General features: G+C 54.3%; 14 protein-coding genes and 1 pseudogene. 11 read left to right on the plus strand and 4 right to left on the minus strand.

Translation table 11 applies throughout. The annotated features are described in order from the left end of the window. The first annotated feature begins 334 nt into the window (after positions 1-334). The 4 genes from ATB1_RS08850 to ATB1_RS08865 all read left to right on the plus strand — a co-directional run bounded on the left by ATB1_RS08850 (position 335) and on the right by ATB1_RS08865 (position 4345). On the plus strand, positions 335-1468 hold the full coding sequence (locus ATB1_RS08850; RefSeq protein WP_042663380.1) for an amidohydrolase family protein: 1134 nt from the start codon (positions 335-337) through the stop codon (positions 1466-1468). A 6-nt stretch (positions 1469-1474) separates the two neighbouring features. Then, complete coding sequence (locus ATB1_RS08855) at positions 1475-1852, plus strand: Rieske 2Fe-2S domain-containing protein (RefSeq protein ID WP_042663381.1); 378 nt, start codon at positions 1475-1477, stop codon at positions 1850-1852. A 367-nt stretch (positions 1853-2219) separates the two neighbouring features. Beyond that, on the plus strand, positions 2220-2987 hold the full coding sequence (locus tag ATB1_RS08860; protein ID WP_042663382.1) for an IclR family transcriptional regulator: 768 nt from the start codon (positions 2220-2222) through the stop codon (positions 2985-2987). Between the two features lie 143 nt (positions 2988-3130). Then, entirely contained in the window at positions 3131-4345 is a 1215-nt protein-coding gene (locus ATB1_RS08865) for a nitrate/nitrite transporter (RefSeq protein WP_042663383.1), read from the plus strand. A gap of 194 nt (positions 4346-4539) precedes the next feature. Here ATB1_RS08865 and ATB1_RS08870 read toward each other — a convergent pair whose 3' ends face one another. After that, complete coding sequence (locus tag ATB1_RS08870; protein WP_042663384.1) at positions 4540-6492, minus strand: archaea-specific SMC-related protein; 1953 nt, start codon at positions 6490-6492, stop codon at positions 4540-4542. 655 nt (positions 6493-7147) lie between these two features. Here ATB1_RS08870 and ATB1_RS08875 point away from each other — a divergent pair. Beyond that, positions 7148-7936: an IclR family transcriptional regulator gene (locus tag ATB1_RS08875; RefSeq protein ID WP_042663385.1), complete on the plus strand. Its 789-nt coding sequence runs from the start codon at positions 7148-7150 to the stop codon at positions 7934-7936. Between the two features lie 67 nt (positions 7937-8003). On the opposite strand, the gene ATB1_RS08880 is transcribed toward ATB1_RS08875, so the two are convergent. Both ATB1_RS08880 and ATB1_RS08885 read right to left on the minus strand, forming a co-directional pair. Then, complete coding sequence (locus ATB1_RS08880) at positions 8004-8969, minus strand: electron transfer flavoprotein subunit alpha/FixB family protein (protein ID WP_042663386.1); 966 nt, start codon at positions 8967-8969, stop codon at positions 8004-8006. After that, on the minus strand, positions 8966-9757 hold the full coding sequence (locus ATB1_RS08885) for an electron transfer flavoprotein subunit beta/FixA family protein (RefSeq protein ID WP_042663389.1): 792 nt from the start codon (positions 9755-9757) through the stop codon (positions 8966-8968). The genes ATB1_RS08880 and ATB1_RS08885 overlap by 4 nt, the downstream gene beginning before the upstream one ends. A 179-nt stretch (positions 9758-9936) precedes the next feature. Here ATB1_RS08885 and ATB1_RS08890 point away from each other — a divergent pair, with 179 nt between their 5' ends. From ATB1_RS08890 to ATB1_RS23175, 5 genes and pseudogenes are all read left to right on the plus strand, one after another. After that, positions 9937-11112, plus strand: a complete 1176-nt coding sequence (locus ATB1_RS08890; RefSeq protein ID WP_042663391.1) for a thiolase domain-containing protein — start codon at positions 9937-9939, stop codon at positions 11110-11112. Further along, complete coding sequence (locus tag ATB1_RS23850) at positions 11109-11516, plus strand: Zn-ribbon domain-containing OB-fold protein (RefSeq protein ID WP_042663392.1); 408 nt, start codon at positions 11109-11111, stop codon at positions 11514-11516. Before ATB1_RS08890 ends, ATB1_RS23850 begins: the two co-directional genes overlap by 4 nt. A gap of 38 nt (positions 11517-11554) precedes the next feature. Next, a complete protein-coding gene (locus ATB1_RS08900) occupies positions 11555-13105 on the plus strand; it encodes a class I adenylate-forming enzyme family protein (protein WP_042663393.1) in 1551 nt (516 codons plus the stop codon). Positions 13106-13270: 165 nt separating this feature from the next. Then, positions 13271-15076 carry an ABC transporter substrate-binding protein gene (locus ATB1_RS08905; RefSeq protein ID WP_082256354.1) on the plus strand — a complete coding sequence of 602 codons (1806 nt, stop codon included), beginning with the start codon at positions 13271-13273 and terminating at the stop codon, positions 15074-15076. A 335-nt stretch (positions 15077-15411) separates the two neighbouring features. Beyond that, positions 15412-16535, plus strand: a pseudogene (locus ATB1_RS23175) (CaiB/BaiF CoA transferase family protein). 117 nt (positions 16536-16652) lie between these two features. On the opposite strand, the gene ATB1_RS08915 reads toward ATB1_RS23175, so the two are convergent. Further along, on the minus strand, positions 16653-17846 hold the full coding sequence (locus tag ATB1_RS08915; RefSeq protein WP_082256355.1) for a CaiB/BaiF CoA-transferase family protein: 1194 nt from the start codon (positions 17844-17846) through the stop codon (positions 16653-16655). Between the two features lie 88 nt (positions 17847-17934). On the opposite strand from ATB1_RS08915, the gene ATB1_RS08920 reads away from it, so the two are divergent. After that, a complete protein-coding gene (locus ATB1_RS08920; protein ID WP_198526069.1) occupies positions 17935-19254 on the plus strand; it encodes a thiolase domain-containing protein in 1320 nt (439 codons plus the stop codon). The last annotated feature ends 5 nt before the right edge of the window (positions 19255-19259 follow it).

Below are 19259 nucleotides of genomic sequence, written 5' to 3' on the forward strand. Positions count from 1 at the left end.
CGGATACGTGGCTTCGCTCTCCCATGCTTGGCTACCGAGCATAACTCGTCAGAGTTTCATCATCAGGTATAAAACATACCTGAGAAAATAATTATAACCTATTTCAATAGCAGTCTTGTTCCAGCGACGAATCGGCTCCGTAGGTTCGCGACTCTCCGACGGTATCGTGTTCCCAGTCATTGATTCGCCTCACTAGCCGTCCTCCAGCCACAGCCTTTCTCTCTCACCGACCCCCCGTCGCAGGGAGCGACTCACCCGAACTGCCCGACTTGTGACTGAAAATATTGGTTAATATACATAACTTATTTATGCGGTAGTATCACAGTTGTTTATCATGGGCTCGCCAATTAGCCGAATAGATGCTCAAGCAGAGGTACCCGATCAAGCGTTCGACGATCGAGTCATCGATCTCGACTTCCATGTCAATCCACTGGAGGACGAGTTGTTGTCGTACGTGGAAGACGACGTCGTCAGAGACAAGCTGACGACTGAGTTCGGTCCGACACCGATTATGGGCAAGTGGGACGCCGCCTACGGTATCAAAGAGGGCAATGAGGGACTGTTCACGCAGGGACGTGCGGAGTATGCCGAAGACGTCCACGAGGCCTGCGAGAAATTCGCCATCGATGATCCCATCGTCAACGCCGGGATCAACAATCTCCCGCTTCAGCACCATCCCGTCCTGAAGAACGGAATCGTGCAGGCGGGCAATGATTACATGCTCGACAACTTCGCGGACGAGGGTGTCTACACCTCGATGCTCGTCCCGAAGTGGGACACCGAATACGCGGTTGAAGAAATCGAGCGCGTCGCATCGGAGGACAATATCGTCGCCGCGTACTCGTGGTTCGACCCCAAGACGCCGTGGGGAAGCGAACAGTTCGAGCCGGTGTTCGAAGCACTCGTCGAACACGACCTTCCACTCCTCCTGCACGGGTCGCTCGCGTACTGGCCACAGCACTCCTACGTCGGTGACGAGATGCTGACGTGGACCGAGGTACTCGGGTTCGATTGGCCCGTCCACACGATGGTAAACATCGTGAACATGATTATGCGAGGCGTGTTCGACCGGTATCCCGACCTCAACGTCGTCTTTCAGGAGGGTGGCCACTGGTGGCTCCCGTTCCTGCGCTACCGAATGGACGAATTCTACGAAATGCACCCCGACGACATCAGAATCACCCCCCGGAAGCACGAAGACGGCGAGGAGTACCTTGACCGACGTCCGAGCGAATACCTCCGCGACAACATCTACGTGACGACCCAACCGCTCGCACTTCCGCGAGGGTCCGGACAAGCGAGGAATCTACTCGAGCTGAGTATGGCGGAGGACACGTTCATCTACTCAAGCGACTGGCCGCACCAGACGCTCGACCCGCCGACGTGGTTCTACACGTCCCGCGCGTTCGACGAGGACCTTCGCGACGCGATCTTACACAAGAACGCCGAAGATATACTCGGTATCTAACCAGCCATGAGCGCAGATTCACAGATCAAAGACGACTACACAAAGGTCGCATCGGTCGAAGATATCCCCCGTGGCCGTGGGATTGCGGTGAATGCTAACGGAATCGAAATCGCGATCTTCAACGTCAAGGGCGAATTTCACGCCCTGTCGAACCGCTGTCCACACCAAAACGCGCCGCTGTACAAGGCGGGTGAGGAGAAGATTAACGCGGAACATACGTGGACGAAGTCCCGCGGCGGGGTCAACGAAGAGGAGCTCAGCGTGAGTTGTCCGTGGCATCTCTGGGAACTGGATATCGAGTCCGGTGAGCATGAGGTTTCAGGGAAGTGTATCGGTACGTTTGACGCCGAGGCCGTCGACGGCGACGTCTACGTCGGGATCTGACCCGAGAAAACTGGTTATCCACCCGAAGTTAGAAGTTACCTCATTTTGCGGCTCTATTTTGGTTGTAGAGTTTGAGTTGGGTAGGACTGCCTCAGCTGATTTTGAAATATCCGAGTCGATCCTGATACCCAACGACGAGAGTCAACTCAAAGTAATCACTGAGTCCGCTAGAATCCTCTACAGTATACTGAATCCGTATTTCGGTATATTCGAAGTTTCATATCTTCGGGGGACACATAATTACAAACATAGTGTCGTAACTCTACAAATTGAACTACGAACTATCTCAAATAAGATACGCCGTACTCTACGACAGACGCCAGACGGTTGAACAAGTCTTATACGTGAAATCATCATTAGGTATACTATGACAAACGCTGACTCACCGAAGCGGCCCATCAAAACAGCAGTTCGAGTGTTTGAGTTAGTCCAGATCGTCCAAGACCTAGAATCTGCGACGTTTACCGAAATTTCCGAACATGTCGACATGGCTGAGAGTACACTGCACGACTACCTGACGACACTCACCCACCTCGGCTACTTTGTGAACGAAGGACGGCAGTACAGTCTCTCACTCCGATTTCTGGATCACGGTATTGCCGCACGTGATACATTTTCGATATGCTCGAAGTCGAGAGATACTCTCAAGCAATTGGCTGAAGAAAGTGGTGCTGCAGTTTGGTTGACGGTCGAACAGAGTGGAAAAGTAGTCTACTTAGCACAGGAGTTAGGAGAAAATTCGATTGAGACCCATGAAAGATTGGGTAAACACGAGTTCATGAATTGTCTAGCATCCGGAAAAGTGATGCTTGCGTTCTCGTCGGACGAACACATCGCGAATGTCGTCGAGACCCATGGTCTCCCGCAGCAGACTCCAGAGTCAATCACATCGAGAGATGAGCTACAGAAGGAACTTGCCGAGATTCGTGAACAAGGGTACGCCGTCAACCACAATGAGACCGCACAGGGAGTCTCTGCAGTCGCTGCACCTATCGTGGTCGACGACGATATTCGAGGCGCGCTCGCCATCGCAGCGCCCCATGCACGCATCGAAAACGATGAATACCGTCAGCAGCTCATTGAACTTGTCACAACAGGGTCAAATGAAATCGAACTCCGATTAGCGTACGAGTAGGCTATTCGAGACCGTTTGCAACACCAGATGAGAACCGAACAGTACAACCTTGCTTATTAAAACCTTGCGAGTGTACAGCTACTTCAAAGGATGACTATATCCTGTAGACTAACTACTCAATACGACGGTGGGAGAGATAGATTATGACAGGAACCAGAGAGCCAACAGCTCATCAAGAAGCACTTGATTCCACGCAGGGGTGGCTGATCGTCGGGCTCGGTATCTGCGTCCTCACAATGATTTGGGGGACTATTTTCACCTTCACCGTCTATGCAGATCGCCTTGTCACAATCTTTGACCTTACTCAGTTACAAGTGTCATCGATTTTTTCAATCACAACTGCAGTCTTTCTCATGGTTGGTGGGCTATTTGGCGTGTTCGCCGCCAGGTTCTCTCTTCAACCGGTCCTCGTAATGGTCGGTGCCGCCCTCATAGCTGCTACCGTACTACTCCAAATTGTCAATTCATACCCTGGTGTTGTTGTAGTGTTTTCACTTCTTGGCATCGCAGGGGGGACCGCGTTTACTATTACAGTTTCACTCACGCCTCAATGGTTTGATTCTTATCAAGGGCTTGCAACGAGTCTCACAATGACGGGAATCGGTCTTGGCCCATTAGTGCTGCCGTTTGTGTGGATCTGGTTATTCAATCAGGTTGGTCTCCGACTTTCCTTTGCGGTTGTTATCGGTGCGACCACTATTCTCGTATTCGTATCGAGTCGCCTCTACCGTCGGCCACCGAAGAACCTGCAGAACCCAACCGCAGTTGATATCGCATGGCTTGGTAAAAGAGTCAAGAACATACGATTTCTCAGCACGGCGATTGGTTTTGCCCTTACTTTTAGCTGGTATTACGTCCTCTCTGCCCATCTCGTTAGGATGCTCACAGCGAGCGGTATTAATACCAAGACTGCCGCTGCTGGGTTCAGTATCATCGGTGGTGTCAGCATCGTCACTCGTATTAGTGGTGGACTTATCGGAGATTGGGTAGGTCAGCGTAAAACCTTTAGCGTAAGTGTCTTTCTCGCCAGTCTCTGCGCGTTCGTTTTTCCATTTGTTCACTCGAATCACCTCATCTACATCGTTCTCTTTGGGTTTGGAGTCGCCCTTGGGCCTCTTGCATCTCTTTGGTCGCCGATTATCCTCACTTGCTTTGGCTCTGAGAATGCAGTTGCGACAGTTGGTCTGATCAATATTGCATTAGCTGGCTCTGCGTTCCTTGCGCCACTCGGTATAAACGAACTCCATCACATGGCCGGCGGAAGGACACTTCCATTCATCACGCTAAGTGCCATCGTCATTCTTGGAGCAATCCTCTTCTACTGGGGGACGAGCCCAACAAGCGTAGACTTGGTCTAAACACCTACGCCTACCGCTGTTAACTCTTGATCGTATCTGCAACGCATTACACGTACACAGAACACAGTTTCGGAGGATTAGTTTCACATCAAGGACACGCTACCACTCCCCGAGAGCGAGTTCGAGGACGGGGGAGATATATAAAATAATATTATTATATTTTGTCAGTTCAAAAACAGTGTTTGACGCGCGGCTTATGCTGGTGAATACCGCAGATACGAACTGTCGACTGCTTGTGCGTCCTCTTCAAGCAGTGCGACGACGAGGTAGTCAGCGTAATCCGCGAAATAGTCCACAAGCCGAGAAATACGGGCAGAATCTATTGCTTCAAGTGAGTCGAGTATCATGAATGGAACCGTCTTGTAGACCTCATGGATGAGGTATCCTGCGAGCGCAAACACGAGGCCGGTAACCTCACGCTCTGATTCTGAAAGGTGAGATACCGAATCTTCGTAGCTCACACCTTCTTCGTTCGTTCGAATTACATGCAGTTCGAAGACCGACTTAGTTACTTTCCTGCGACCTTCTCGGACACGCTGTTCCGTGCGCTCAATCCAAATTCTTTCGAGGTTCTCGTACTCAAGTGCGTTGAGTACCTCGTCCATGTGGGTGTTGAACTCATCGACTGCTTCCGATTCGAGCCGTTCTATTCGTGTGCGGAGTTCTGCGAGTTCCTCGTCGATATCGTCACGAGTAGCCACTAATTCATCATGTTCGTCGAGTTTTACTTCGATAGATGCAATCTCATCTTCAACGTCTTCGAGGTCGGAACGGAGTCGTCCGAGATCGTACTCTATCTGATTGGCTTCGCGGTGCAGATCGAGTAATTCACCATGTTCCTCATTCTCCAGCTCGTCAACGGTCTGTTCAAGTGAGTCAATTTCGTCTTCGAGGCCGGCTCGTCGTTCTTTCAGTTCCTCGGTGCGCTCTTCGCGAGTTGTCAGTTCGCTTTCGATCTCAGAGAGTCGTCGCTCGATACGATCGTGTTCACGCTGCCGCTGTTCATACGTCGATTTCTCGTCTTGTAGATCAGAAAGCTCCTGTTTTAACGAACGGCTCTCATCATGTTTCTCTTGGCGGAGACTTCGAAGTCGATCAATAGCTGATTCGATTTTGCCTTGGTGGATCTCTGACCCGCACGTCCAACAGACGACCTGCTGATTGGTGACAAGTTGATCGGTTACATTCCCTCCCTCACTCGATTCCGAACCACGGAGTGCTTCTACAATGTCAGAAGACGTCCCAGAGAGCATTTCTTCGTTGAACTGAATCACACTCTGGAGTTCACTGACAGTTGACTCGATCTCTTGCCGACGTGTACGAAGTCGACTAATTTTGGAGTTGATTTCACTTACTTGTCCACCAGCGGCATCCGGAAGTTCTTCAGCATCCTCGTGTAGTTCGTCCCGTTCGGACTCAAGTGCGGTGAGACTCTGCTTTTCAGTCTGAATCCGGCGATTAACCTCGTCAAGCTCACCCCGCTTGTCTCGAAGCTCGCTCAGTTTCGACTCGAGCTCGCTTTCTGCTTCCTGCTGTTCGCTTATATTCTCGTCATACTCTTCGACCTCGCGTTCTTTCTGGACGAGTTCCGTCTTCTTTTTATCGATTTCGTCTTGGAGTTTCGTCCGACGTTGCTTGAGAGTCGGAAGCTTCTCCGAGAGATTACTGAGGGTGGAAAGTTCGTTGGATATCTCTCGTTTCTGCTGTTGGAGAGCATTGATTTCCTCGTTGATGGACTCGACGTCAACTGGTCGCATAATGAGGTCACGGAGGTCACCCTCGTTGGCGACTGCGCGACGAGCTTCGTTCGTTTCGAGCAAGAACGCAAATAGGTCAGCAAGTTCTGTATCATCGAGAATCGGTTCTCCCCCAGAGACTACTGTCTCTCCCTTTCGCTCAAACTTTCGAGTATACGTTTTGTCGCCGATAGTGAGTTCAACAAAGCCTTCCTCTGCGTCGCCTTTAAGCGACACATCATCGCTTCCGTGAGCAGCCATTATGGACCGCAGGAGGGATGTTCTGTTCGTTGCATTCCGTCCAGCGAGGACCGATACGCCTGGCTCAAATGATGTCGAGAGTTCGTTGATGCCACCGATGTTTTTTACCGATAGATGGACTTCCGATTTTGACATATGTTTTGAACTCATATTCAAGGAAAGCAAACACTACAATATAAAACTATTGGGGAATTGATTCAGGTGATGGCAAATCTGAGTAATTGAAGCGAGTGTACGAGATACCATAAAACACCGGCATATAAATATAGCGCAGTTGCTAATTATTACTACGTGTTAGTTCGGTATTTCCATAGTTGAACTGGAAGTCTGATTTGAGACATTGCCTGACAACACCGTTGTATCCACCGATGAATTGTATAAATTGCCACCACCGACTGCGGCCCTATACGTCATTTCAGTATGATATTGGCATGTTATTTACCAGCAAGTAGCATTACACACATATGGATGTAAATATCAGTTCTCCAAGATTTGGTGAACGGCTTTAACCTCAAATCCTGTTCGATATTTTCGAATTGCGAATCGATGACATTCAGCTAGCCTCAAGACTCTGAAATGGGCTTCGTCACATCCTTTATAATTGTCTCAACTCACACAGGTGACCGATGCAAAGAGTACTGTGTGGTGAGTATAATTCCGCTACGATCTGTAAGTCCAATAATTGAGTTACCGTATCTCAGCCCGCAACACAACATCTTGTTTCGATTTAACTGTCAGTCCATGTCCGTATTTGAACTCTGGACATGCCGAACGATTTATGATGAGTGTCAACTAATTACATGGTATGGGACGTGAATCCGGAAACAGGAGACGACTCAAAACGGCAGACAACCTCCTTGACATCATCTCGTTTATCGACGAGCAGGGTGGTGCAGGCGTCAGTGAGATAGCCGAAGAAGTGGGCCTCGCAAAGAGTACGGTCCACGAATATCTGTACACTCTGACCGACCGTGAATACCTTGTCAATAAGGACGGAGTATACGTCCTCGGACTTCGGTTCTATAACCATGGCCTCTCTGCAAAAGATCGGTACGATTTCTTACCTACTGCGGAACCATTTCTCGAAAACCTGGCTAGAGAAACGGGTGGCGGCGTTGCTGTCATCGTCGAGGAGCACGGAAAAGCGATTATCGTCGAAACCGCGATGGGTGAACATTCGGTGGAGACGCCCGCAAACAAGCGCGTTGGACACCGCCAACACCTCCACTGTCACGCGGCCGGCAAAGTGATTTTAGCCCACATGCCCACGGATCGAGTCTACGAGATTATCGAACGCCACGGGTTACCCGAGCGGACAGTAAACACAATCACGGATCCTGAGGAACTCCTCGAAGAGCTAGCTGAAGTACGGGAACAGGGGTACGCGATAAACGACGAGGAGACTGATAGAAAGGTCAAGGCAATCGCCGCACCAATTCTCTCGCAGGATGACACCATTATCGGTGCGCTGGCGATCGATGGTCCCGCCGGTTGGATGGACCGGATGAATTTTGAGTCTAACTTCCCCGACCACCTGACGAGTGCGGTCGACGAGATCATGCTCCGATACGACTGGGAGAACTCGTCGAGGTAACGTTCGTCTGCGATCTCTCCCGAAAACGGTTCAGTTGCCTATTCTCCCGAAGAATGGGGGCCCTTTGCTACAGGGGTGACTCGCCGTCGAACGCTTCGATTAGTTCCGGTACCACCTCGAAGAGGTCAGCGACAATGCCGTAATCTGCGATGTCGAATATCGGTGCGTTGGGATCGGAGTTGATGGCGACGATAGTATCAGAGCCCTTCATTCCAGCTACGTGCTGAACTGCCCCGGAGATACCGACGGCAATGTACACATCCGGTGTGACGACCTTTCCAGACTGGCCGATTTGGCGGTTCTTTGGAAGCCACTCGTTATCGACGATCGGTCGTGATGCTGCCAGCGTCGCACCGGTAACGTCGACCAGCTCCTCTATCAGAGGAAGGTTCTCCTCATCCTCGATACCGCGACCGACAGCGACGATGAACTCAGCGTCGGAGATATCGACGCCACCGGCCACAACTTCTTCGAACCCGGTCGACTTTGATCCGAGGGCCGATTCGTCGATATCGGCCGTAAACGAACTAATGTCGGCGGACCCCTCCCCTGAAGCAGGGGGCCACTCGGTAGGTCTGACTGTCACCACAGCTGGTCTGTCGATATCAACCGTTGTCTCTACTTTCGACCCGTACATCTCACGGACGACCCGGAGCGAGTCGTCTGCAGCGGTGAGTTCTATCGTGTCGGTTGCCAGTGAGAGGTTGAGTCTATTCGCAACGGCCGGCGCATAATCGAGACCATTGACGCTGTTCGGAAGCACAACGACCTTGGGATCAAGCTCTTCGTAGAGTTGTTCAACCACCTGGGTGTAAACGCCGTGGTTGAATGTATCGCCGAAATCCACCGTAGTCACCGCGTCCACACCTTCGCAGTTGACCTGCTCGGCGAGTCGATCGACATCTCCCGAAATGACGGCGACAGTGAGATCACTGTCGAGTTGGTCGGCGAGGTCCCGTCCGGCTGTGATCATTTCGAAGGTGACGTCTCGGAGCGTTCCGTTCCGATGTTCCGCGACGACGAGGACGGTCATTCGCCAACCACCCCTTTCTCTTCGAGGACGCCAGCCAGTTCATTGGCCTGCTCTTCGGTGGACCCGTCGAAGTACTGTGCTTCACTTTCGCTTTCGGGTTCGTTCATGCTCACGAGTCGAAGACTGTCCTCTGTGTCGCTCTCAACTCCAAGATCGTCGAGTGTCTGATGGACGAGTTCCTTCCGGCTGGCCTGACGGATACCCCTGAGACTAGCGTATCGGGGTTCGTTGATTCCCGTCTGGATAGTGAGCACAGCGGGGAGTTCGACCTCAAGAAGCTCTTCGATGCCTCCCTCTAATTCCCGGTGAACACGGGCTACCTCGTCTTCGAGATCCAGGTTAAGTTCAGTCACGACGCTTGCCCACTCGGAACTGATTTCGTCAGCCAGGGCCACACCAGTGGCACCGAATCCGTCGTCGTTCGCCTGGACGCCAGTGAGAATGAGGTCCGGTTCCTCTTGTTCGACTACAGCGGCGAGGATGTTCGCCTTGGTTCTGACGTTGGGAAGATCTTTCTCGGCAAGCGTATCGTCCCAGACTCGGATAGCACGATCTACGCCCTTTGCGAGACCTGTTCTGATAGTCTCCTCGGTGCGCTCGGGACCGATAGTGACAGAGACGACCTCGTCGGCAATTCCCGACTCGCTGAGTTGGACCGCTTCCTCAATCGCGTAGTCGTCCCATTCGTTGAGATCGTATTCGAGATACTGTTGTTCGACTGATGTCCCGCTGATTTCGAAGTCGTCAGCGACCTCAGTCACTTGTTTGACTGCTACGAGTACCCGCATATGTTAGTCAATCCCATTATTTTATTTAGGTGTTGTGGTCGCAGTAACTTGCGCAGGATCTATTTTCAGTCAATGATCTCTATGGATCTAACACGTTAGTGGTTTTCGAGTATCCCTATTTGGTAATTAGTTCTTGAACTACCGAAAGGTTCTTCTTGCATGTTTCTGACTTTCGTGGTATGAGTATACGTGGTGCAGCACACATTGCGGGTGCTTACGAGCATCCGGCAAGAGAGGCGCCGGACAAGTCGACAGCCCAACTCCACGCAGAAATCGCTCGTGGGACGCTCGCAGACGCCGGGATCGAAAAGGATTCGGTCGACGGATATATGACTGCAGGAGCTCCCGGATGGTTGCAGGGGCTCACTATGGCGGACTACCTTGGCTTGGATAACTTGTCGTACGTCGACACGACTGATGTAGGTGGATCCTCCTATGTCTCACACGTTGGCCACGCCGCGGCCGCCATCGCTGCCGGGAAAGCCAACGTCGTGTTGATTACGCTCGCTGGTCGGCCGCGTTCCGAATCGGGCGGGGCAGACCCTGACGGGAGTCCCTCACCCTCCCCCGGGAGTGCGTTTGAGAACGTTTTCGGTCCGTCTACCGTCGGCTTGTACGCGCTCGCTGCGCAGCGACACATGTCGGAGTACGGTACGACGCCCGAACAGCTTGCCGAGATTCGTGTCGCTGCCTCACAACACGCCCAGTACAACGATAATGCCATGCACCAAGACCCGGTCGCGGTCGAGGACGTCGTCTCCTCGCGGTTGATCAGTGATCCGCTCCATTTGCTGGATTGCTGCGTGATTAGTGACGGCGGAGGAGGATTACTCGTCGTCAGCCCAGAGGTGGCTGACGATCTCGACCGAGACTCACCCGTGGTACTCGGTCACGGAGAGGCACCGAAACACCGGGATGCCGGTCGGTTAGACCTCACGTACACCGGTGCAGTCGATTCAGGTCCCCGAGCATTCGAAGAGGCGGGGGTGTGTCCGGCCGACATCGATTACGCGTCTATCTATGATTCGTTCACTATCACCGTCCTCGAGACGCTGGAGGACTTGGGGTTCTGCGACAAAGGTGAAGGTGGTGAGTTCGTCGAAGGGGGAACCTTACAAGCTCCCGACGGCGAGTTACCATTCAATACTGACGGTGGCGGCCTGTGTAACAATCATCCGGGGAATCGGGGCGGAATGACGAAAGTTATCGAGGCGGTTCGACAGTTACGAGGCGAGGCAAATCCCGGTGTTCAGGTCGAGGACTGCGATGTCGCCCTCGCCCATGGAACTGGCGGCAGCATCGCATCTCGAATGGAGAGCGTTACTCTCGTCCTCGGGAAGGAGGGATACCTATGAGCGACCTACCCACGCCGAGGCCCTTCATTACACCAGAAACGGAGCTATTCTGGTCTGCAACGACTGAGGAACGCCTTCTCCTTCGTCGCTGCACTGACTGCGAGACGGTGTATTTCTACCCTCGAGAACTCTGCCCTGATTGTTTGAGCGAAGATACAGAGTGGACCGAGGCGTCTGGTGAAGGTGTAATCTACACCTATACGGTAACACGCCAGACACGGGGCCCGTACGGCGATGCCACGCCATACGTCCTCGCGTACGTTGAACTCGAGGAGGGGCCGCGAATCGTCACTAACATTGTCGAATGCGACCCGGACGACCTCGAAATCGGTCAGGCGGTCGAGGTAGTGTTCGACGACGTCGATGACGAAGCCTCGCTCTATCGGTTCAGGCCACAGAAATAACTACTTCCAATCACGAAATCAACTACAGGTAATCGTCTATGCACGGAAAACAGGAAATTGAATCCCAGACACTCGCCGAACTGTCGAGTATCGCCGCTGAAAGTAATCCGCAAACGACCGCATTCGTCGATCCCGACCGGCGCGTCACTTGGGCCGAGTTCGACAGGGAGAGCGTTTACGCTGCGAACGCGTTTCAGGAGTACATTTCCCAGGGAGACCGCGTCGCATTCCTCTGTGGGTCATCTGTCGACCACGCTGTGGCACTGAACGGCGTCTTCAAAGCCGGCGGTGTCCCGTCAAACCTTCACGTCCGCGCGTCTCCCAACACCCTCGCCTATTGTATCGAAACTATTCGTCCGCGGGTACTCGTCGTCGACGAGGAGTACGCGGAGTTCTTTGAGGAGCGCGTCTTCGACATCATCGACGGTGCGAAGCCAACAGTAATCAACTTGGGATCACCCCAAGCTGATTACGAGGAATCGTTACCAGCGCTCATGGCGGAACAATCCAGAATAGAACCGGATATCCGGATCGAAGCGGACGACGTCGCGGCAATCTGGTGGACTTCGGGAACGACGGGTCGTCCCAAGGGCTGGTGTCATACCCATGAGGGAATCATGTACAAGGGCCACAAACGATCGGCTTCCGACGACCGGCTTACACGCCGTCTGCTCGTATTGAGCCCTGGGTTCGCATCGTGGTGGCAGAACTTCATCAACACGATACTATCCACGGGAACGGTGGTGTTCTGGCCGGAATGGGACCCCGAAGATATCGTCGCTCTCATCGAACGTGAGGAGCTGACGCTGGTCACTCTGGTAACGACAATGTGGCGGGAAGTACTTCGGCTTGATTCCCTCGATGAGTACGACTTGAGCTCGCTTGAGAAAATCGTGTCGACCGGCGAGAAAATGGATTTGACTACCCTCAAGCAGTTGCAAACCAACATCTGTTCGAACGTCCACAACGGGTACGCTTCCACCGAAATTCTGGGAACGACTATCTCGAGCGCCGAGATGGAAGGTGACCGCATCGAGAGCGTCGGTCAGCCCATACTCGGACAACGGGTTCGCGTTATCGAGCAGGGCGGTACTCCACGAGACACGTTGAACGTAGGAGACATCGGTGAGATCATCATTAAGGGGCCTGATGCCCCAGTGTGGGCGTGGGGTGACACCGAGAAGACGGAGGCCGAGTTCGAGGATGGGTGGTGGTATTCCGGTGACTTGGGATACAAAGACGAGAGCGGCTATCTCTATCTCGAGGGGCGCTCGGATTTCATGATCACATCGAAGGGAATGAAGGTCTTTCCGACGCCGGTCGAAGAGCGTCTGAACGCACACCCGGACGTGGCTGAGGCGACCGTCGTCGGCGTCGAGGACGACGAGTACGGTGAGCGAGTTACTGCGCTCGTCCGTACCTCGGGCACCGACGTGGAGGCGGAGACGCTAGACGAGTGGTGTTTGGCGAGTGACAACTTGGCCCGGTTCGAACGGCCACGAGTCTACCACTTCATCGACGACGACATCCCCCGGACGGCCAGCGGCAAACTCGACCGACGCTCGGCGAAAAAGGAGTATCTCGACTGAGGTCATCGATGTCGTTCAACGGCCGAGCGACGACTTCGAATCCGTCCGTCAACTGGAGGGGTGTCCCGCGACGCTGCGGACCCCTTGAAAATTGAGTGTTGACGTCCGAGGCCCGAAAGCTATCTGCACACAACACTTTTCTTGGAGCTATTCATTGTCGTCTCCATGGTAATTGGTAGCAAGACCAATCAAACCGAGAGTAGCGGCGTGCGTAGACGGCAAGTGCTTCAAGCTCTCGGGGCGGCGACTGCGGTGAACCTCGCAGGGTGTTCGGCGGGAGGGAACGAGAATTCGACTAGCGAGTCAGATAGCCTCGGCGAGCGCGTCCCAACACAGGTGCTGGGGTACACGACCGGTCTGGGTAGTTCGACGTCCGTCTACGAGACTATGGTCCAGGTCATCCAATCGAACCTCACAGAGCGATTGGGCGTCAAGGTCGAAATCGAAGGACGTGAGATCGCCGCGATTCAGCAGTCACTCCAGACCGATCAGCGCGAGTTCGACATGGTAGTGGGCGGACGTCTTCCCAGTCCGAGTCGACTCGATCCGACCGGTATACTAAGTACCTACGAGATTCAGAATGCCGGCCGGGAGAACCGTGGGAACCTCGTCAATTACGCGAACTGTGCGTACACGCGCGCCTCGAAGAGACAACGCGAGACCGCCGACTTAGACGAACGAAGGGAACTAGTTTACAGCGCGCTCGAAGTGTGGAGCGAGGACGTAGGGGAGATACCGCTGTGCCCGCAGTACATCACCGGTGCGTGGTACCCTGACCAGGTTACGGTATCGGGCCACGACAACGGCGCGGGTATCAACCAGACTAACCCGTACTTGTATTACGACTCGACCCCGGTCGACGGTGATACAATCGTCTCTAACGTTCAGACTATCGCTGTACGTACGACGAACTTCCCTACGCTCGCCTCGCCAGAACCCATCACGATCTGGAGCCATCTGATCAACTCGCCGCTGGTCGAATACGACGACTCACTAGAACTCAGGAACGTGCTTGCAGAGGAGTACACGGCCTCGGAAGATGGCACTACGATCACCGTCACGTTGCGCGACGATGCGACGTTCCACAACGGCGATCCGGTGACGGCCGAGGACGTACGCTTCACGTACAAGTTACTCTGGGACAACGCCGACGACTACCCCTACGTGACGGCGATGCCGTACGACTCTATCGAGGCGATCGACGAGACCACGGTCGAGTTCACGATGTCTAAGCCTACGCCAGTGTTGCTCACGAAGGTGTGGCCACGGTGGGGCATCCTCCACAAGGAAAGTTGGGACCCAGCCATGGAGAATCCCGCCGATTTCAGCCTCGACACCGATGATATCATCGGGTCTGGTCCGTTCGAAGTCGATGTGTTCAAGCAGGGTCAAACCATTCATCTCTCGCCGTACAATGATCATCCCGTCCACCAACCGGACACCAGACACGTCCTCCAAGTGTTCCAAGGGTCGCAGTCGCTGTTTCGGTCGTTCCAGAACGGCGACGTAGACATGCTCGTCAGGCAGAACATGGACGTCGTGAACAGGCTCGCCGACGACGACGCCGTCGAAACACACACCCAGGCATCGTTCCTCGGGTATCAGATCTGGCCTCAACACAACTACGGGACGACGAAGTTCCTCGAGTTCCGTCAAGCGGTCGGTGCATCGGTCGACCGCCAGCAGATCATTGCACAGGCGTTGTACGATGTCGCAGAACCACAGTTTTACTCCTCGTTCTTCCACTCGGCGCATCCGTATCGACCACCGACCGACCATCTGTACAAGCACACGGACGACCCGACGGGTGACGAAGAACTGGCGCGGCAAACGCTGACCGACGCTGGGTGGGGCTGGGACGACGATGGTCGTCTCCACTACCCGGTGGACGCCGACCTGGCTCCTCTGTGGCCGGACGGCGAGTCGCCGTCCGGCGAAAGCTATCCATGCCTCTCGAACAGCAGTCAGTGACCGAGGCGGTACAGGACGCTGCTCGCGGGTGCCGGACGCCATTACGGGTATTGACTCGGTTACTACTTCGGGGCCACGCTTCGACTCCCGCCTCGTTTCGGACCAAAGGGATGTCAACCAACGTGTTCACGCTCGTCGCCGCGGGTGTGTCTTGACGCGCCCGGTTTGAGGCGTTCCCGTGTGTACCACTCTCCATGATACGTCGTCCCCTCGCCAGGAAATAGGCTTAAGTAACGTCAGAATGTCTCTCGTGACAGAGAGGCCCACAGACAATGGACTTGACTGACGTTTCGGTACTGGATCTGTCGTGGTTGTTACCCGGCCCGTTCGCAACGATGCTCCTCGGCGATATGGGTGCAGAGGTAATCAAAATCGAAGAGCCCGAGCGGGGTGATTACGCCCGGTGGCTCGGTCCCGTCGAGGTCGGTGACACTGGTTACGGACCGATGTTTCACAGCGTCAATCGAAACAAGAAGAGCGCAGCCATCGACTTAAAGAGCGATGAGGGACGTGAGGCGTTCCTCGAACTCGCTGCGGAGGCGGACGTGGTCTTCGAGCAATTCCGCCCTGGCGTCGTCGACCGACTTGGTATCGGCTACGAGGACGTCCGGTCGGTAAACGACGACATCGTCTACTGTTCGCTTTCTGGGTACGGTCAGACCGGGCCGTATAGCGATCAGGTCGGACACGACCCGATGTACCAAGCCGTCGGTGGCATCCTCGACGGCACCCGCTCTCGCGATGGCGACGTACCGGCAATTCCAGACTACCCAGTCGCAGACATGTCTGGGGGTTGATGGCAGCATTTTCCGTTGTATCGGCGCTCTTGAGTCGGGAGTTAGGAGGTGGCAGCGAGTATCTTGACGTCTCGATGACCGATTCCCTCGTCTCCTTGGCGACCGGCGACGGCTGGCGAGCGTTCATGAGCGAGCAGATCCCGGAGGCCGAACAGGCGATTCGGCGCACACACCCGTGCAGCGGGATCTATCCGACCAAAGATGGGCGCTACCTCAGTGTCTCGGCGCCAGAAGAGAAGTTCTGGAAGCAACTGTTGACAGAGCTAGACCGTCTCGACCTCGAGGAGTATCAGTTCGCAACCGGCGACGACAGACGCTATGCAATGCAGGAACTCACAAACGAATTTGAGCGCCGGACCCTCGAAGAGTGGGAATCGTTCTTGTCCGACGATGCGATGGCAGCACCAGTCAACGAGTTCGAGGAAGTGTTCGAACACCCCCAGATCGAAGCTCGTGGCCTCGTCGACGAGATAGAGCTTTCCGATGGCACCACGTTTGAACAGATAGGCTTCCCAGTGAGAACTGGTAGCGGCGATGATCACTCCATTCGTTCGCCAGCGCCCGGTTTCGGTGAACACACCGAGGCTGTTCTCGAACGCATTCGTTCTAACGATGAGATCGAGGAACTAGCCGAACGAGACGTCATCAGAATATCCGACTGAGAAGTGACGCGGCCGTCGGTTCGAGATCTAGTTACGGAGTGGCGGTTTCACATCGTTTGTCGCCGAGGAACACGCGCGATCGTTCACGAACGGCTCGACTGTCCACACCAGATTATCTTAGATCACACCGCTTTCTCTGAGCGCGGCGATTTGTTCGTCGGTGTAACCGAGTTCTTCGAGTGTCGAATCGGTGTGTTCGCCGACTCCAGGAGCCGGTTTGACGTCTGTGCCGTCGACCTCACAGTTCGAGAACCGAAGCGGAGGCCGAGGGAGATAATGTTTCCCCAGTACGGGGTGATCTAGTTCGAGTATCTGGCCTCTCTGTTTCAGGTGCGGATCCTCGACTAAATCTTCGATCCAGTACACCGGTCCACACGGAACACTGGGTGCCTCATCGTCAAAGTACTCCAACCATTCATCTACGGTTCGTTCCCCCAGGACGGTTTCTAGTTCTTCCCGTAGTTCGTCGCCGTGGGTGAGGCGATACTTCTCCTCGGAGAAGCGGTGATCAGTCTCGGCCCACTCGGGCTTGCTGATGGCATCAGCGAACGTCTCCCACATCGTGTCGGGAATGATTAGCGAGATGTGGCCGTCAGCGACTTCGTAGTACCCCGACGGCTGCATGGGTGGTTGATATGGATTCTCGACGTCGAATCCCGCCTGTACCTCCGAATATCCCGCGAGCTCCTCGCCCGAACACGCGATGGCTGTGTCGAGCATCGACACTTCGACCTTCTCACCCTGCCCATTGATGCCTCTGTTGAGCAGGGCCAGTAGGACTCCGGCGAGTGCGTTGAATCCGGCGAGGTGGTCCACGACTGCGATGGGTGATCCGACCCCATCGTCCTGTCCCGACAACCATCCGCTCATTCCCTCCACGACCGAATTGAAAGCCGGACGGTTCCGGTAAGGACCGGTATCGCCGAAGCCGCTAACCGAACAGTAGACCAGCTCTGGGTTCCGCTCCCGTAACTCCCCCCAGTCGAATCCAAGCCGTTCCACGACGCCATTGCGCATGTTCTCAAGAAACACATCGGCCTCCTCAACGAGTTGGATGAAGATGTCCTGTCCAGCTTCGGACTTCAGGTCAAGCGTGATAGCGTCCTTCCCACGATTGTACGCAGCGAAGGTGTGTGAGAACCCTTCGAAGTCGGTGTTCCCTGATGCCATCTGCATACGGGTGGTGTTCGGCTGTTCGATCTTGACAACGTTCGCTCCGTAGTCCGCCATCATTTTAGTAGCGAATGGACCGGCGATAGCCGTCCCAAGTTCGACTACGTTGACCCCTGAAAGGGGTTTCAACTCGCTCATAAATCGTATTCAGAGATGTTTCTGTAGTTATTTATATTTTCTCTCGGTCGTCAGTCTCCGTCGGGCCTTCGAGTATTCCGACTGTGATTTGGAATTTCAGAAACACCTGCGCTCTCGCTCTTTCGTCCGGGACGTTCTCGGTTTAGGGACAGATCGTATTCTGCTCTCACTGATAGAGTGTTGTCGTGCTAGCACGTGGGTTGCTACCACCGGTATTTTTATAATTGACTCGGGAAAAATTCCTCCCATGGGGTCAGTTAGACAAGCCTATATTGCCGGTGCATACGAGCACCCAACCCGCGAGGCGCCTGATAAGACCGTTCAGGAACTACACGCGGACGTCGCTCGTGGAGCACTCGCAGACGCCGGCCTGACGAAAGATGATATCGATGCATACTACACCGCCGGTGAACCGGACAACGGTCCGGTTCTTCTCGCGGATTATATGAACCTCGACGTGACGACTTTCGGATCGACGGAAGTCGGCGGTTCGTCATACGTAAGCCACGTCGGACACGCGGTGAATGCAATTCGAAACGGGAAATGTGATGTCGCGTTGGTGACGCTCGCCGGTCGTCCTCGTTCTCGAAGCCAAGACACGGGAACGGGTGTCCACGGGTTCGACAACTTCCGATCACATTTCACGTCGACCTACGGGGAAACAATCATCGCAAAAGTCGCCCACGACGCACGGCGGCATATGCACGAATACGGGACCACCAGCGAGCAACTGGCTGAGATTCGCGAGGCTGCCGCTCACCACGCGCAGTACAACGAGCATGCGATGTATCAGGACCCGGTCACGGTCGAAGACGTCGTCGAATCCCGAATTATAGCTGATCCGGTCCACATGCTTGACTGCTGTGTGATCAGTGACGGCGGCGGTGCGGTAGTTGTCGTGTCTGAGGACGTCCAAAGTGAGCTAGACCGTGACTGTGCCGAAATCACCGGGTACGGCGAACACATCGAGACCAGCAACGCCGGATACACCGACATCTTGACTCAGGGTGGTGTCGAGTCCGGTGAGATGGCCTATGAAGAAGCTGGTGTCGGACCGGATGATATCGACTATGCGTCTATTTACGACGCATTCACGTTCTTCGTGCTTCGCTCCATCGAAGACCTCGGGTTTGCCGAGCCCGGTGAGGGCGGTAAGTTTGTCGAAGGTGGCGCTCTCAAGGCACCAGACGGGGAGTTGCCGTACAATACGGACGGGGGAAGTCTCTGTTCGAACCATCCCAACCGCGGTGGCATGACTAAAATTATCGAAGCTGTTCGCCAAATCCGTGGCGAAGCAAACGAAGAGGTACAGGTTCCAGACCCAGAATACACGATGGCACACGGTCTTGGTGGAGGCCCCGGCGGTCACGCAGCTGTGACGCTCATCTTTGGGAGGGCGGATCAATGACGTGG

The sequence above is a fragment of the Haloferax sp. ATB1 genome, assembly GCF_000730175.1.